The organism is Streptosporangium sp. H13245 (assembly GCF_055690525.1).
In genome coordinates, this window is sequence record NZ_JBSZKT010000004.1 from 161,068 (window position 1) to 176,376 (window position 15,309).

Consider the following 15,309-nt stretch of genomic DNA (forward strand, 5'->3'; position numbering starts at 1 on the left):
ATTCAAGTTATGTGAAGAAAAAATGTCAAGAAGATCGCGGAGCCGGGCAGGACCGCTAGGCGGGCTCGTAGTACGGGTCCGCGCCGAGGCTCAGCGCGAGCCTGCGGGCGAGCCCCGTGTTGCGGCGATGGTCCAGCCGGTTGACGGCCATCTCCAGGGCCTTGCGCTCGCCGACGACGACCACCCACGACCGCGCCCGGGTGAGCAGGGTGTAGAGCAGTTTGCGGCGCAGCATGACACCCCCGGACTCGGTGACGAGCGGCGCGACCACGAAGGGATACTCGCTGCCCTGGGAACGGTGGACGCTGATGGCGTACGTGTGGGTCAGCTCGTCCAGCTCACCGAAGCCGTACTTCACGGTCTGCCCGTCGTCGGTGCGGATCTCGACGGTCCTCTCCTCCGGGGTGATGGCGGTGACCGTACCGGTGTCGCCGTTGAAGACGCCCTTGTCGTAGTTGTTGCGGATCGGCATGACGCGGTCGCCGACCCGGAAGGCGGAGGCGCCCGACCAGTGTTCGGCGACTCCCTCCCGAGCCGGGTTGAGCCGTTCCTGGATCATCCGTCCGAGCTCGACCGTCCCCGTCAGGCCCCTGCGCATCGGGCACAGGACCTGGACCTGGTCCGGGCTCACTCCCTGCTTTTCCGGGATCGCCACCGTCGCCAGGTGCATCACCCGCTCGGCGACCTTCTCGGGGTCGTCGACCTCCTCGAACCAGAAACCTCCCCCGCCGGGGAGCGCGGGCACCTCGCCCGCCCTGACCTTGCGGGCGGCCCGGATGATCCCGCTGCCCTCCGCCTGCCGGAAGACCTTCGTCAGGCGCATCCGCGCGACGGCCTCCACGCGCAGCAGATCGGCGAGCACGCTGCCGGGGGCGATGCTGGGAAGCTGGTCGCTGTCGCCCACGATCAGCAGGTGGCTGCCGGGCGAGACGGCCGCGGTGAGCCGGGTGGCCAGGTGCAGGTCCAGCATGGACGCCTCGTCGACCACGATCAGGTCGGCCTGCGCGGGCGTCTGCTCGAACAGCGTGCCGCTCTCGGGATCGGGCTGGTGGGCCAGCATCCGGTGCACGGTCATCGCGGGCAGGCCGGTGAGCTCCGACAGGCGCTTGGCCGCCTTGCCGGTCGGCGCCGTGAGGGTCACCGTGCCGCCCATCGCCCGTACGGTCGCCGCGACGGTCTTGACGGTGTGGCTCTTCCCGCAGCCGGGACCGCCGGTGAGAACGGACACGGTGCTGGTCAGCGCCATGTTCACCGCCGCCCGCTGGTCCTCGTCCAGCCCGGGGTCCTCCTGGAACGTACGCATGGGCAGCGTCGAGGGGGCCTCCCAGAGCCTGGTCAGCAGGGCGGCCAGCGTGAGCTCGCGGCTGTGGGTCTCCTTCAGGTAGACCACGGCCGTCGCCTGGCCGTCGGGCGACGCCTCGACGACCACGCGGCGGTCGGCGACGAGCGCGTCGACCATCCGGCCGACGAGGTCGTGGTCCTGCTCGATGAGTTCGGCGGTCTGGGCGACCAGCGAGACCAGCCGCACGTAGCAGTGCCCGTCGCGGCTCGCCGCCGTCTCCAGCCTGTCCAGGATCGCCGCCTTGACCCGCTGCGGGCTGTGCTCGGAGACCCCCGACCGCAGCGCGATCCGGTCCGCCGTGGCGAACGCGATGCCCCTGACCTTGCCGATAAGCCGGTACGGGTCGGAGGTGAGCACCTCCCCCGAGTCGGCCCCGAAGACCTGGTAGATCTTCGCCGCGAGCAGCGGGCTGATCCCGAAGCCCTGCAGGACCACCATGAGTTCGGCGATCGCCTTCTGCTCCTCCCACGCGTCGGCGATCTGGGCCTGCCGCGCGGGACCGATGTTGACGACCTCGGTGAGCCGCCGCGGCTCGGTGTCGATGACCGTCAGCGTCGCCTCGCCGAAGTGGCTCACGATGGCGTGGGCGAGCCTCGGCCCGATGCCGCGGATCAGGCCGGAGCCCAGGTAGATGCGGATGGCCCGGACCGTGGCCGGTACCAGCCGCTCGCACGCGACGACCTCGAAGCGCCTGCCGTGACGCGGATGCTCGCCCCACTCGCCGACGAGCCTGAGCGTCTCCCCCGGCTGGACCCCGCCCAGGGCCCGGCCGGAGGCGACGAAGCCGGGCATGCCCTCGGCGCTCATCCGCGCGATCGTGTACTCGTCCTCGCGGACGTACACCAGCTGCTCGACAGACGCCTCCACGGCAGAAAGCCCTCCGTACCCGGCCTCACCTCATCCTTCGCACATCAGACCAGCTCACCCGGTGTCCCCACAAGCCATCACGGCCCGCCCGCCACCCCGGGCCGCCACCGTGGCGCCCCGGGACGGCGATGGACGGCACCGTGCGCGGAGGTCAGGAACCCCCGACGGAGGTGATCCCCGCCTGGTTCCCCATCCGCCAGCCGGGCAGGGGCCTGGGTCCCGGCTGAGGAGGCCGCGGGGGGTACGGAGGACGCACACCGGGATACGGAGGACGCGGGTACGGAGGACGCACGCCCGGCCACGGAGGACGCCAGCCCGGGTAGCCGCTCGGGTGCGGAGGATAGGGCGGGCGCCAGCCCGGATACGGTGGCCGCCACCCCGGGTACGGAGGACGCCACTGGTCCGGGTACCCACCCGGGTAGCCACCGGGATATCCGCCGGGATAACCGCCCGGGTAGCCACCGGGGTAGCCGCCCGGATAGCCCGACGCGGGCACGCAGTCGTACTGCGGGCACGGCGTGGTGAAGCACTGCTTGGGCGAGGGAACGCAGACACGGCCCGGACCGCAGTTGACAGCCGCGCACGGCGACCCCGGACTGCACGTACCGGCCTTCTGCACGGCGGCGGTGACCGGCCGGGCCGCCGAAGCGGCCGGTGCCACGTCCGCCCAGGCCTTGGTCGCGATGGCCGGTGACCCCGCCGTCACGGCCGCGACCAGGACCGGGACCAGTTTTCGAAGCATTTTTCCCCCAGATGTCATGATCGGTTCTGACTCTCCGACGATGCTTGCACCGGGCGTACCTGCTAACGGCAAACTGGATCCCAGCAAGTCGGATGGCTTGCCGAGAGTCGGGGGATGGCGCCGTCACACCGGCAAAATCAACCGTTTCACCCCTTTCCACAACCACCGATCCGGCATGGTGAATCACCTCGGCCTGGCGCGTACGTCAACCGGCGGGTGTTCCACGACGGCCCGGACAAGGGCAGGTGGTCGTGGCCAAGGAGGGTGACATCCATACGGCCGTCGCGGCGTGCGAAGTCGTTGAGCGTCAGCGGATGCTTCACGACCTGGGCAATCTCGCGCGTCTGGTCGATGGTGCGATGGACCGTCTGCGGGTCCGGCTCAACGCTCGGGGTGGTCATGCCGTGAAAAGTCGTCTTCAGGGACCTGACGACACTCGGTGATCGTGGCCCTTCAGGACCTCGGCGCGGGCAGGGGCGGGCCGAGGCTCCATACCCGGATCGTCTCGTCCCTGCTGCCGGTGATCGCGACGGGCAGCCCGCCGAGCTGGCCGAAGGCGACCGTCCACACGCAGTCGGTGTGGCCGGAGAGAGGGCCGCCGAGCTGCCTGTGCGTACCGAGGTCCCAGACGCGGGCCGTCTTGTCCTCGCTGCCGGTGATGACGATGGGTTTTCCGTCGACCTCGCCGAGCGCCACGGACCAGACCCAGCCGGTGTGGCCGGACAGGGGAGCGCCGAGCTGCTTCCCGGTGGTGAGGTCCCAGACGCGGGCGGTCTTGTCCTCGCCGCCGGTGACGGCGACGGGTTTTCCGTCGAGACGGCCGAGCGCCACCGACCGGACCCAGCCGGTGTGGCCGGTCAGGGAGTCACCGAGCTGCTTCCTGGTGGTGAGGTCCCAGACGCGGACGGTGCCGTCGTCGCCGGTGGTGACGGCGATCGGCGAGCCGTCGAGTTCGCCGACGGCCACCGCCCACACCGTGCCCCGGTGCCCGGTGAGGGGGGCGCCGGACTCCCGGCCGGTACGCAGGTCCCACACCCGGGCGCGCTCGTCGGCGCCGCCGGTTATCGCGATGGGAGCACCGGCCAGCTCGCCCACGGCCACCGCCTTGATGTCACCGGTGTGCCCGGCGAGGACGGGTCCGATCGGCCGGCCGGTGCGCAGATTCCAGACCCGGGCGGTGTCGTCGTCGCTGCCGGTCACCGCGATGGGTACGTCGTCGAGACGGCCGACCGCGACCGCCCGGACCCACCCCGTGTGCCCGGACAGGGTCGCGCCGCGCTGCTCACCGGTGGCGAGGTCCAGCACGCGGGCGCTCTCGTCGTCGGACCCGCTCACGACCACGGGGGTGCCGTCGAGCACGTCGGCCACCACCGACCGTACGTCGTTGGCGTGAGCGGTCATCGGCTCGCCGACCGGGTCACCGAACGGCACCGAGGACGACGGGACGGCGCTCGGCGTACCCGGCGTGGTCGGCGTGTCCGACCTGTTGTCGCCCGATGCTTCCGGTGTGCCGGTGAGTGTGGTGGTCGTCCGGGGGGAGTCCGCGCCGATGTCGTCCGTACGCGGCCAGAACCGCACGGTCAGCACCCCCGCCACCAGGACGGCCGCCAGCCCGGCCGCGACCAGCGCGCGGCGCGGGATCGCGCGCCTACCGGGTGAGGGCAGGGCCTCGGTCGCACGACCGGGACCGGCCGGGGCGGTGGGGTCCTCACCGCCCGAACGCGGAGCCCGGCCCGGCCCGGGTCTGAGATCCGGCCCCGGCCCCGGTCTGAGATCCGGCCCCGGTGTGTAACCCGGCTCCGGTCTGAGATCCGGCCTCGATGTGTAGCCCGGCTCCGATGTGTGACTCGAACCCGGGCCGAAACCCGGGGCCGGGCTCAGGCCCGGAACCGTGTCCGGTCCTGAATCCGGCCTCGTGCTCGGGCCGGGGCCCGGGTCCGGCCTCGTGCCGGGACTTGGGATCGGACTCAAGCCCGGGCTCGGGCTCAAGCCCGGGCTCGGGCTCAAGCCCGGGCCTGAGTTCAAGCCCGGGCCTGAGTTCAAGCCCGGGCCTGAGTTCAAGCCTGGGCTCGGGCTCAAGCCTGGGCTCAGGCCTGGGCCCGGGAGATCATCGCCGGTCAGGGTTCTGACCAGGGCGGTCGCGGTGGGACGGTTGCCGGGGTCCTTGGCCAGGCAGGCCGCCACCAGGGACCGCAGTCCCTCCGGCAGTCCCGAGAGGTCCGCGGTGCCGTGCATGATCGCGTACAGCATCGCGGGAACCGTGGCACCGGGAAAGGCCAACCGGCCCGTAGCCGCGTAGACCATCGTGGCGGCCCAGCTGAACACGTCCGCCGCCGGGCCGACGGGCCCCGCGCCGATCTGCTCCGGCGCCATGTAGCCGGGCGTGCCCATCGCCCCGCTCTGCGTGGCGGTGTTGTCGAGGGCGCGCGAGATCCCGAAGTCGATGACCACCGGGCCCTCCGGGCCCATGATGACGTTGCTCGGCTTGAAGTCGCGGTGCACGATCCCGGCCCGGTGGATCGCGGCCAGCGCGGTCGTCGTGGCGACCGCGAGCCGCTCCAGCCCACCGCCCGTCCTCGGGCCGTCCTGCCGCACGACGTGCTGCAGTGACGCACCGGCGACGAACTCGCTCACGATGTACGGCCGCTCGCCGTGGAGTCCCATGTCGAGCACCCGCGCCGTACAGAAGGGGGCGACCCGCCGGGCCAGCTCGACCTCGCGGAAGAAGCGGCGGCGAGCGTCGGGGTCCCCGGAGAACCGGGCGTGCAGCACCTTGACCGCGACGTCGGCACCCGACGGGGTCACCGCCCGGTAGACCTCGCCCTGGCCGCCGTGCCCGATCCGGGCGGTCAGCCGGTAGTCGCCCACCTGCCCGAGGTCGCCCGGATCACGTGGCTCGGTACGAGGCAATGCCCACCTCTTCCCAAGACCGGGCGAAACGCGTTCCGTCAACGACTCAATGATGAGGCCGCGGGCCTGAGGGCCGTGAGATCGCGGGTCGTCAATTCACCCATCGGCAATCTCCTGTTTTCCGGCAGTTCCCCCCAGGCCAGAACCTCGCGCCCGCGACGTACGCCCCCGGACGGCACGGCTCACCCCCTTCAGCGACCCGCTCCGTTCACATCGACCTGACAAATAAAACACGATCTTGTATATGATGCATTATCTGCTTGTCTAATGTAATGTACCCCCCTGGTTGTACAAAGGAAGGAGCTGCCTCGTGTTCCAGGCCGAGTCCGTCACGATCACGGTCCTCGTGGAGAACTGGGTGGACATGCTGCTGCCGGATCAGGCGAGTCCACTGGGGTCCGAAGACCACTGCGTCAGCCGTTACGGGCTGATCGAGCACTTCGACGGGAAGCTCATCCCGCCGCAGGCCGAGAACGGGATCAGTCTTCTCGTCGAAGCCACCCGCGGCAGGCACGTCCTGCGCGTGCTGTTCGACGTGGGCCTGACCGGCACGGTGCTCGAACACAACATGAGGGTGCTCGGCGTCGACCCGTCCGGCGTGGACCACGTGGTCATCAGCCACGGCCATCCCGACCACTTCGGGGGCGTCCACCGGTTCCTGGAGCTGGCCGGTCGCCGGATCCCGGTCGCCACGCACCACGACGCCGAGCTGCCGCGCTACGCGGTGATGGGCGACGGGCGGACGTCCCCGGTCTACAACTCCGCGTTCACCTTCGGGCGGGTGGAGGCGTCCGGCGGGGCGCCCGTCCTGACGAGGGACCCGCTGGACCTGGGCTGGGGGGTGTGGACGACCGGTGAGATCCCGCGCAACGTGCCGTTCGAGTCGGTCTCCCAGCCGTTCGAGCGCGGAGCGCCCGGCCTGTACCAGGTGTCGCGGGAGGGTGACCTGCGCCGGGACGAGGTGATCGACGAGATGGGACTCGTCATCGACGTCAAGGGGGAGGGCCTGGTCGTGCTGACGGGATGCGCGCACGCCGGTGTGGTCAACACCATCGAGCAGGCCCGGCGGATCTGCGGCGACAGGCCGATCAGGGCGGTCATCGGCGGGTTCCACCTCGGCTTCCCGACGACTCCCGCGGAGAACGTCGAGCGTACGGCGAACGCCTTCCGGGACCTCGACGTCGCCACGGTCGTGCCCATGCACTGCAGCGGGCTGCGTTCGCACGCGCACATGTCGGCGTCGCTGCACGACCGTTACGTGCAGCCCTCCGTCGGCACGGTGTTCCGCTTCGGCGGAGGTGCCCGGTGAAGGACGACCTTCGAGGCGTGCGCGTGGTCGCGGTGGAACAGGCCGTCGCCGTCCCGCTGTGCTCCCGTCACCTCGCCGACCTGGGCGCCGACGTCATCAAGGTGGAACGGCTCAGCGGCGACTTCGCCCGCGACTACGACGACTTCGTCCAGGGGCACTCCAGCCACTTCGTCTGGCTGAACCGAGGTAAGCGAAGCGTCGCCCTGGACCTCAAGACGGCCGAGGGGAAGCGGCTGCTGGGAGAGCTGCTGCGGTCCGCGGACGTGCTGGTGTGCAACCTGGCGCCCGGCGCCTTCGAGCGGATCTTCACCGACGACGACCTCGTCGGGCTCAACCCCCGGCTCATCCGGTGCTTCCTGTCCGGCTACGGCACGCAGGGGCCCTACGCCCACCGGAAGGCGTACGACATGCTCATCCAGGGGGAGGCGGGCACGGTCACGGCGACCGGCACACCGGCGCAGCCCGCCAAGCCCGGGGTGTCCCTGGCCGACCTGGCCGGTGGCACCTACGCGCTCGCCGCCATCAACGCGGCGCTCTACGCGCGGGAACGCTCCGGCGTCGGGCGGCGCATCGACGTCGCCATGTTCGACGTGCTCCTCGAATGGATGAGCCCCCTGCTCCTCGCCCAGTCGCACGCGGGCACGGCGCCGCAGCCGGCGGGCCTCAGCCACGCGAGCATCGCCCCGTACGGTCCCTACCTGTCCGGTGACGGGGACCAGGTGCTCATCGCCGTCCAGAACGAGGGGCAGTGGCGCCGCCTGTGCGCGGGGGTGATCGAGGATCCGCTCCTCGCGACCGATCCGGACTTCGCCTCGAACGGCGAACGGCTGCGCAACCGGGCGCGGCTGGAACCCCTGATCCAGGCGGCGCTGCGCGCGCTGTCGACGGAGACGCTGGTCTCCCGGCTCGACCTGGCGGACGTGCCGCACGCCAGGCTGAACGGCCTCCCCGAGGTTCTCGCGCATCCGCAGGCGCACGCCACGGGCCGGTGGTCGTCGGCCACCCTGCCCGACGGCGAGACGGCGACGGTGGTGACCTCGCCGTTCCATCCCGCGCACGTCGAGGAGGAGGAGCGGGCCGTGCCCGCTCTCGGCGAGCACACGGTGGAGGTGCTCCGCGAGCTCGGCGTACCCGACGCCGAGATCGACGGCCTGCTCGCCGCCGACGTCTGCCGTCAGTCGTTGTCGATCTCGAAGGGATCGGTGACCTCGTAGCCGGTGAGATGGCGGGCCAGCGCGAGGAAGCTGCTCGCCAGGTGCTCCTCCGTCGCGCGGGCGAGCGCGTCGGGGTCGCCGTCCTGGGCGGCCTTGAGGATCGCCCGGTGCTCCTGCGACACCTCGTCGGCGCGGTGGGCGATCACCTGGAGCACGTCCCACGGGAACTGCTGCCACAGGAGCGCCACCTCCTCGGTCAGCCCCTCGTTGCCCGTCCTGTCGTAGAACAGGAAGTGGAACCGCCGGTTCTTCTCGTTCAGCGTCGCCCGGTCGCCCTCGGCCGCGACGCGTTCCATGTCGTCCACGAGCCGCTGCGCGAGGTCGAGGTCCTTGGGGGAGAGCCGGCGGGCGGCCCGGCGCATGGCGTACGGCTCGACCAGCCTTCTCAGCAGGTAGACCGTCTTGACCCGCTCGTAGTCGGCGTCCGCGACGCGGACTCCCCTGTGCGGCTCGCTGACCAGCATTCCCTCCGCCTCCAGCAGCCGCAGCGCCTCGCGTACGGGAGTGATGCTGGTCTTGAAGCGAGCGGCGATCACGTCCTGCCTGATCCTGCTGCCACGCGCCAGCTCGCCTTCCGCGATCATGCGGCGCAGTTCCGCGACGATGCGGTCGCGCTTGGTGCGCGGGCTGTCGGTGGATCCACTTGACGAGGGGGACGACGAAGGGGGCTTGGCCATCAAGTTCCTTCCTGCGAGAGGACGGGCTCAGCAGGAGAGCCTGGAGTGTGGATGCCCGGCACGGCCGTGCGTGCCTCGACGACCCGGTGAAAGGCGTCCATCAGCTCACGGAAACCTCGGGGATCGTCCACGTACGCGATGTGACCGGCTCCGGGAAGACCAATGTAGTCGGCACCGAGACGAGTCGCGAGTGCTCGCGCCGCCTCCTCGGTCACCCGGACGTCGTGCTCCCCGCGCAGCACCCGGCACGGCACCGGGCCAGGCGCCACCGGCGTCTCCCACCCCAGCGCCGCCTCCAGGGCGCCGAGGAACGCCTCGGGCCGCATGCCCGTCATCGACGCGGTCAACTCCGCCAGGCCGGTGTCACTGTCGGGGTCGCCGCCGGTCACCAGCGTGGCGGCCAGGTAGTCGGCCGCGAACCCGGCCATTCCCTTCGCGCGCAGCGCGTCGGCCGTGGCGCGCAGACGGCCGGGATCCCCGCCGGGCGGGAAACCGGCGAGCAGCAGGGAGACCAGGCGGTGCGGCGCGTCGGCGAGGACCCGGAGCGCGACGAGGGCGCCCAGGCCGGAACCGACGAGATGCGCCGGTGCCGGGCCGCACTCGTCCAGCGCCGCGTGCACCGAGGTCACGGCGGCGGCCAGGTCGAAGGGGTCATGGCCGCGCGCGCCGTGGCCGGGCAGGTCGACCGCGAGGAAGCGCGCGGGATCGGCCCCCGCGTCCACGACCGGCGCCCACGTGCGGGCGTTGCCTCCGAGGGTGTGCAGGAGCAGAACACGGTTGGACGGATCATGCATTATTAATCTCCATGACACATTACTCTTGTACAGAAGGCATCATCATGCAACAGTATGGCCCATGTCACTGCTCGACAGGCTCAGGGACTCCTCCCGCCCTTCTCGCACCTTGACCGCCGCTCCCACCTCGGGAAGCGCGTCGGTGGACATCGACGGCGTCACCATGCGCTTCGGGGACCGCAACGCGGCCGAGGACATCCACGTCGACGTCAGACCCGGTGAGATCGTCTCGATCGTCGGGCCCTCGGGATGCGGCAAGACGACGCTGCTGCGCGCGGTGGCCGGTCTCATCTCCCCGGCCGAAGGGCGCGTGCGCGTCGGCGGGGAGACCGTGAGCACGACCCCCGACGGCGTCGCCATGGTCTTCCAGCACTTCGGCCTGTTCCCGTGGAAGACGGCCGAGGCCAACGTCGCCTACCCGTTGCGCCTGCGCGGCCTGCCCAAGGAGGAGATCCTCTCCCGCACGCGCGAGCTGATCGAGATGGTGGGCCTCTCCGGATTCGAGAAGTCCTACCCGCACCAGCTCTCCGGCGGCATGCAGCAGCGGGCCGGTCTGGCCCGCGCCCTCGCGGTGCGACCCCGCGTGCTGCTCATGGACGAGCCGTTCGGCGCCCTGGACGCCCAGACCGCCGAGGTCCTGCGGTTCGAGCTGCTCAGGATGTGGGAGGAGCACCCGATCACGATGCTGTTCGTCACGCACTCCATCGACGAGGCCGTGCTCTTCGGCGACCGGGTCGTCGTGCTGAAGGGCCGTCCGGGCCGGGTGCACGAGGTGATCGACGTCGCCCTGCCCCGGCCGCGTGACAGAGCGGTCGCGATGTCGGAGGAGTTCGTCGCCCTGCGTGAACGTGTCTGGTCCCTGGTGATGTCCCAGGACACCGACCGGACCAGGTGAAACCCATCCAGTAAGTGGCAGACCCTCCGGCAGGGGTGGTCGCGATCCCAAGAGGACAGCAAGTGCAAATGATCAAACGCATCGGAGGAGCCGTCCTGGCCCTCGTGTCGCTGTCGGCCCTCGGCACCGCCTGCGGTGGCGACTCACCGGCCGCAGGCGGCACGCCCACCATCACGATGGGCATCCCCGGTATCCCCCCGGTCTTCGTCAACCTGATGGCCTACGTGGCCGAGGAGAAGGGCTACTTCACGGCGAACGGGGTGAAGGTGACCCTGCGCCCGCTGCCCACCGGGGCGGACGTGGGACGGGCCATCCAGAGCCGCGAACTCGACGGCGGGATCGTGGGCACCTCCGGGGCCGTCGCGCTGCGGGCCTCCGGCGGCTCGGTCGTGGCCGTCCTCGGCAACGAGAACCCGTCGTACCTGATCGCCTCCTCCGACGCGGCGGTGAAGGACTGCGCCGCCCTGAAGGGGAGGACGATCGCGGTGGACGGCGTCGGCGCTCCCAAGGCGCTGAGCGTGGGCACGATGCTGGCCTCCTGCGGGCTCACCGTCAAGGACGTCAAGCTGGTCAACGTGGGCGGGCCGCAGAGCGTCGACGCGATGATCGCCGGACAGGTCGACACCGCCGTCCTGCACCCGGACGAGCTGGCCGCCGTGCAGCAGTCGAAGGACACCCACGAGGTGGTCGCGCTGGCCAAGGTCGACCCGAAGTCGCACTACACCATGCTCGTCACCCGCGAGGACGAGCTGAAGGACGGCGGCAAGCGGCCCGCGTGGGTCGAGACCGTGGCCGCCCTGCACAAGGCGATCACGTACATCAACGACCCGGCCAACGCCGACGACGTGACGGCGATCGCCGCGCGGATGACGAAGCGAAGCCCGGAGATCGCCAAGACGGCCCTGGGCGACTACGTGAAGCTCGGCTTCTGGCCCGACGACGTCGGCCTCACCCGCGAGCGCGTCGACAAGGCGATCGAGGACCAGGTGAAGGCCGGGAACGTTCCAGCTGACAAGACTCCCACGTACGACCAGTTCGTCGACGCCACGGTGTTCCGCGATGCGCTCGCCAAGTGACCCTGATCCGGGAGCCCGGCTGAGGGGGGTGGCGATCTCGCTGGTCGGGCTGCTCGCCGGGCTGCTGGTCTGGCAGGTGCTCGGCCAGCGCGATCCGGTGCTGCTGGCGACACCGGTCCGCTCCCTGGAGTCGCTCCTGTCCATGACCCGCGACGGCACGCTTCCCGAGGCGCTCGCCGACACGGGGGTGCTGTTCCTGGCCGGGCTCGTCGCGGCCGTCGTGGGCGGGGTGGGCTACGGGCTCGTCCTCTCCCGGTCCAGGCGGCTCCGCACCAGCACGCAGTGGCTGGTCTTCGCGGTGCAGTCGGTGCCGATCGTGGCGCTCGCGCCGCTCATCCTGGCCGCGTTCGGCTTCGGCTTCGGGGCGAAGGTGCTGGTCGTGTTCCTGAGCGCGGTCTTCCCCATCCTGATCAACACGGCCGAGGGCGCCCGGCACACCCCGGTCACGCTGCTGGAGGTCGCCCGCGTGCACCGCAGCGGCGAATGGGCCCTCTGGCGCGACGTCCTGCTGCCGCACTCGATGCCGTACGCCATGAGCGGCATCAGGCAGGGGATCGCGATGGCCTTCGTCGGCACGTTCATCGCCGAGTTCTTCCTTGAGGCGACCGGGATCGGCGGGCTCCTGCTCGGGGCCAGCTCGCGCTTCGACTCCGCCACCGTGCTGGGACTGACCGTGCTGGTGTCGGTGCTGGCGGCGATGCTCATGGCACTCGGGCAGGTCCTGGAACGGGCGTTCGCGCCGTGGCGCGAGGGGAGCACGGAGTGAAGATCCTGGAACGGGCGTCCATCCCCCGGCACGAAGTGAAGATCCTGACACGGGCGTCCGCTCCCTGGCGCGAAGGGAGCACGGAGTGAAGATCCTGACACAGGCGTCCGCTCCCCGGCGCGAGGGGAGCGCGGAGTGAAGGCCACCTTGGACAGCGGTGTGGACGCCCCCGCGAAGGCCGTCCCCTCCGGTGGTCCCTCGCGGGACGTCACCGGCAAGCTCGTGGCCGCGGCGGTGGTCCTGCTCGTGTGGCAGATCGCCGGTACGGCCTGGCTTCCCGACTACCTGCCCACCCCCCTCGGTGTCGTCGGGCAGGCGATCCCGACCCTGACCTCGGCGAGCTTCCTCGGCGCGGTGGGAGAGACCGTCTCGGCCGTGGTCCTCGGCCTGCTCCTCGGCTGTGTCCCGGGGACCGTGGCCGGTCTGCTCATCGGGCGGGTGCCCTGGCTGCGCCACCTGAGCACGCCGTACATCAGCGGCCTGTACGCGATGCCGATGCTGGCCATCGTCCCGATGGCGACCATCTGGTTCGGCTACAACGACGTGACCCGCCTCATCGTCGTCGCGCTGTCCGCGTTCCTGCCCTGTGCCGTGAGCACCGCCGACGGGGCGCGGGCCCTGCCCGGCAACCTGGCGGACGTCGCGCGGGTGCTCAACGTGCCGAGGCGCCGGTTCATCACGGACTTCGTCCTGCCGTCGGCGCTGCCGTTCGCGGTGGCGGGCGTCCACGTGGCCGTCGGCCGCGCGCTGGTCGGGGCGGCGGCCGTCGAGTTCCTCGCGAACCTGGAGGGCCTGGGCACGTTCATCCTCACCAACGCCCGGTCCTTCGCCCAGGACCAGGCGTTCGTCGGCGTGGCCGTTCTCGCCCTCCTCGGCGTCCTCGCCCGCGCCGGGACGGAGCGCCTCGTACGGCGGGTGGCTCCGTGGCAGCACGCGGGCCGCGAATAACCCCTTACACGGACAGACAGGAGTCTTTGGCATGTTGGTCGAATGGGACGTCCCGATCGAGGTCGACGACGGGACCGTGCTCCGCGCGGACGTCTTCCGGCCGGAGGCGGAGGGCCGCTATCCCGTCATCCTCACCTACGGCCCGTACGCCAAGGGCCTGTCGTTCCAGGAGGGCTACCCGAGCGCCTGGAAGAAGATGGCGGAGGACCACCCTGACGCGGTCGCCGGATCGACCAACCGGTACCAGAACTGGGAGGTCGTCGACCCGGAGAAGTGGGTGCCCGACGGGTACGTCTGCGTCCGCGTCGACTCCCGTGGCGCGGGCCGCTCCCCCGGTGTGATCGACGTCTTCTCCCCGCGCGAGGTCCAGGACCACGTGCTCTGCGTCGAGTGGGCGGGCGAGCAGGAGTGGAGCAACGGCCGGGTCGGCCTCTGCGGCATCTCCTACTTCGCCATCAACCAGTGGCTCGTCGCCGCGCGCCAACCGGCCCACCTGGCCGCCGTCTGCGTGTGGGAGGGGGCGGCCGACTGGTATCGCGACTCCACGTACCACGGGGGCATCCGGACCACGTTCTGGGACCACTGGTACGACATGCAGGTGAGGTCCGTCCAGCACGGCCTCGGGGACGCCGGTCCGCGCGACCCGAACACCGGGGTGAACGTCTGCGGGGACGAGAACCTGAGCGAGGAGGAGCGGGCGTCGAACCGCGTCGACCTCGGCGCGTCGATCCGCGAGCACCCCCTGGACGACGGCTACCACCGGGACCGCTCACCGGACTGGGACAGGGTGACCGTCCCGGTCCTGTCGGCGGGGAACTGGGGAGGCCAGGGGCTGCACCTGCGGGGAAACACCCACGGCTACCTCCGCGCGGCGTCGCGGGAGAAGTGGCTGGAGATGCACGGCGACACGCACTGGTCGCTGTTCTACGCCGACTACGGCGTCGACCTGCAGAAGCGTTTCTTCGGTCATTTCCTGAAAAATGAGGACACGGGGTGGAAGGAGCAGCCGCCGGTGCAGCTCCAGGTCCGCCACGTGGACAGCACGTTCACGCCGCGCCACGAGGAGGCGTGGCCGATTCCCCGTACCCGCTGGACCTCCCTCTATCTCGACGCCGCGCACGGGTCGCTCACCCCCGAGCCCCCCGCGACGCCGGGCGACGTCGGCTACGACGGCATGGGGGACGGGGTCGTGTTCGAGACCCCGCCGCTGCCCGCCGACACGGAGATCACCGGCCCCCTGTCGGCCAAGCTGTTCGTCGAGTCCTCGACCGCCGACGCCGACCTGTTCCTCGTCGTACGGGTGTTCTCGCCGGACGGCACCGAGGTGACCTTCCAGGGCGCCCTCGACCCGAACACCCCGGTGGCACAGGGATGGCTGCGCGCCTCGCACCGCAAGCTCGACGACGAGCTCTCCCGGCCGTACCAGCCGTACCACACGCACGACGACCCCTCCCCCCTGGTGCCCGGCTCGGTGTACGAGCTCGACATCGAGATCCTGCCGACCTGTCTCGTGGTGCCCGAGGGCTACCGGATAGCGCTCGCCGTACGGGGCCGTGACTACGTCCACGACGGGCCCGCGACCCGCCTGTCCAACCTGAAGAACCAGATGACCGGGTGCGGGCCGTTCGTCCACGACGACCCCCGGGACCGCCCGGCCGAGGTGTTCGGCGGCCGGATCACCCTGCACACCGGCGGTGACCGCGCCTCGCGGCTCCTGCTGCCGGTGATCCCGTAATGCCGGTCGGGGCGTTCGCGGTGCCCGGCGCGGG

General features: G+C 71.0%; 12 protein-coding genes. 7 read left to right on the forward strand and 5 right to left on the reverse strand.

What is annotated here, in order from left to right:
* Nucleotides 1–55: 55 nt before the first annotated feature.
* The 3 genes from recD2 to ACW9TB_RS10530 all read right to left on the reverse strand — a co-directional run bounded on the left by recD2 (nucleotide 56) and on the right by ACW9TB_RS10530 (nucleotide 5,861).
* Nucleotides 56–2,209 (reverse strand): SF1B family DNA helicase RecD2, encoded by a 2,154-nt coding sequence (gene recD2 / locus ACW9TB_RS10520; RefSeq protein WP_472747774.1) that lies wholly within the window; start codon nucleotides 2,207–2,209, stop codon nucleotides 56–58.
* Nucleotides 2,210–3,097: 888 nt separating this feature from the next.
* Complete coding sequence (locus tag ACW9TB_RS10525) at nucleotides 3,098–3,352, reverse strand: hypothetical protein (protein ID WP_472747775.1); 255 nt, start codon at nucleotides 3,350–3,352, stop codon at nucleotides 3,098–3,100.
* 52 nt (nucleotides 3,353–3,404) lie between these two features.
* Entirely contained in the window at nucleotides 3,405–5,861 is a 2,457-nt protein-coding gene (locus ACW9TB_RS10530; RefSeq protein WP_472747776.1) for a serine/threonine-protein kinase, read from the reverse strand.
* A 310-nt stretch (nucleotides 5,862–6,171) separates the two neighbouring features.
* On the opposite strand from ACW9TB_RS10530, the gene ACW9TB_RS10535 reads away from it, so the two are divergent.
* Complete coding sequence (locus ACW9TB_RS10535) at nucleotides 6,172–7,170, forward strand: MBL fold metallo-hydrolase (protein WP_472747777.1); 999 nt, start codon at nucleotides 6,172–6,174, stop codon at nucleotides 7,168–7,170.
* A complete protein-coding gene (locus ACW9TB_RS10540) occupies nucleotides 7,167–8,384 on the forward strand; it encodes a CaiB/BaiF CoA transferase family protein (protein ID WP_472747778.1) in 1,218 nt (405 codons plus the stop codon). Before ACW9TB_RS10535 ends, ACW9TB_RS10540 begins: the two co-directional genes overlap by 4 nt.
* Here the strand turns inward: ACW9TB_RS10540 and ACW9TB_RS10545 are convergent.
* Complete coding sequence (locus tag ACW9TB_RS10545) at nucleotides 8,345–9,061, reverse strand: GntR family transcriptional regulator (RefSeq protein WP_472747779.1); 717 nt, start codon at nucleotides 9,059–9,061, stop codon at nucleotides 8,345–8,347. The genes ACW9TB_RS10540 and ACW9TB_RS10545 overlap by 40 nt on opposite strands.
* Complete coding sequence (locus tag ACW9TB_RS10550; protein ID WP_472747780.1) at nucleotides 9,061–9,855, reverse strand: alpha/beta fold hydrolase; 795 nt, start codon at nucleotides 9,853–9,855, stop codon at nucleotides 9,061–9,063. The genes ACW9TB_RS10545 and ACW9TB_RS10550 overlap by 1 nt, the downstream gene beginning before the upstream one ends.
* 61 nt (nucleotides 9,856–9,916) lie before the next feature.
* Here ACW9TB_RS10550 and ACW9TB_RS10555 point away from each other — a divergent pair, with 61 nt between their 5' ends.
* From ACW9TB_RS10555 to ACW9TB_RS10575, 5 genes are all read left to right on the forward strand, one after another.
* Nucleotides 9,917–10,750, forward strand: a complete 834-nt coding sequence (locus tag ACW9TB_RS10555; RefSeq protein WP_472747781.1) for an ABC transporter ATP-binding protein — start codon at nucleotides 9,917–9,919, stop codon at nucleotides 10,748–10,750.
* A gap of 68 nt (nucleotides 10,751–10,818) precedes the next feature.
* Nucleotides 10,819–11,826: an ABC transporter substrate-binding protein gene (locus tag ACW9TB_RS10560; protein ID WP_472747782.1), complete on the forward strand. Its 1,008-nt coding sequence runs from the start codon at nucleotides 10,819–10,821 to the stop codon at nucleotides 11,824–11,826.
* The gene (locus tag ACW9TB_RS10565) at nucleotides 11,810–12,592 is read left to right on the forward strand and encodes an ABC transporter permease (RefSeq protein ID WP_472747783.1); all 783 of its coding nucleotides are present in this window, start codon (nucleotides 11,810–11,812) and stop codon (nucleotides 12,590–12,592) included. The genes ACW9TB_RS10560 and ACW9TB_RS10565 overlap by 17 nt, the downstream gene beginning before the upstream one ends.
* A gap of 135 nt (nucleotides 12,593–12,727) precedes the next feature.
* On the forward strand, nucleotides 12,728–13,540 hold the full coding sequence (locus tag ACW9TB_RS10570; protein WP_472747784.1) for an ABC transporter permease: 813 nt from the start codon (nucleotides 12,728–12,730) through the stop codon (nucleotides 13,538–13,540).
* Between the two features lie 31 nt (nucleotides 13,541–13,571).
* Nucleotides 13,572–15,275 carry a CocE/NonD family hydrolase gene (locus ACW9TB_RS10575; RefSeq protein WP_472747785.1) on the forward strand — a complete coding sequence of 568 codons (1,704 nt, stop codon included), beginning with the start codon at nucleotides 13,572–13,574 and terminating at the stop codon, nucleotides 15,273–15,275.
* Nucleotides 15,276–15,309: the final 34 nt, after the last annotated feature.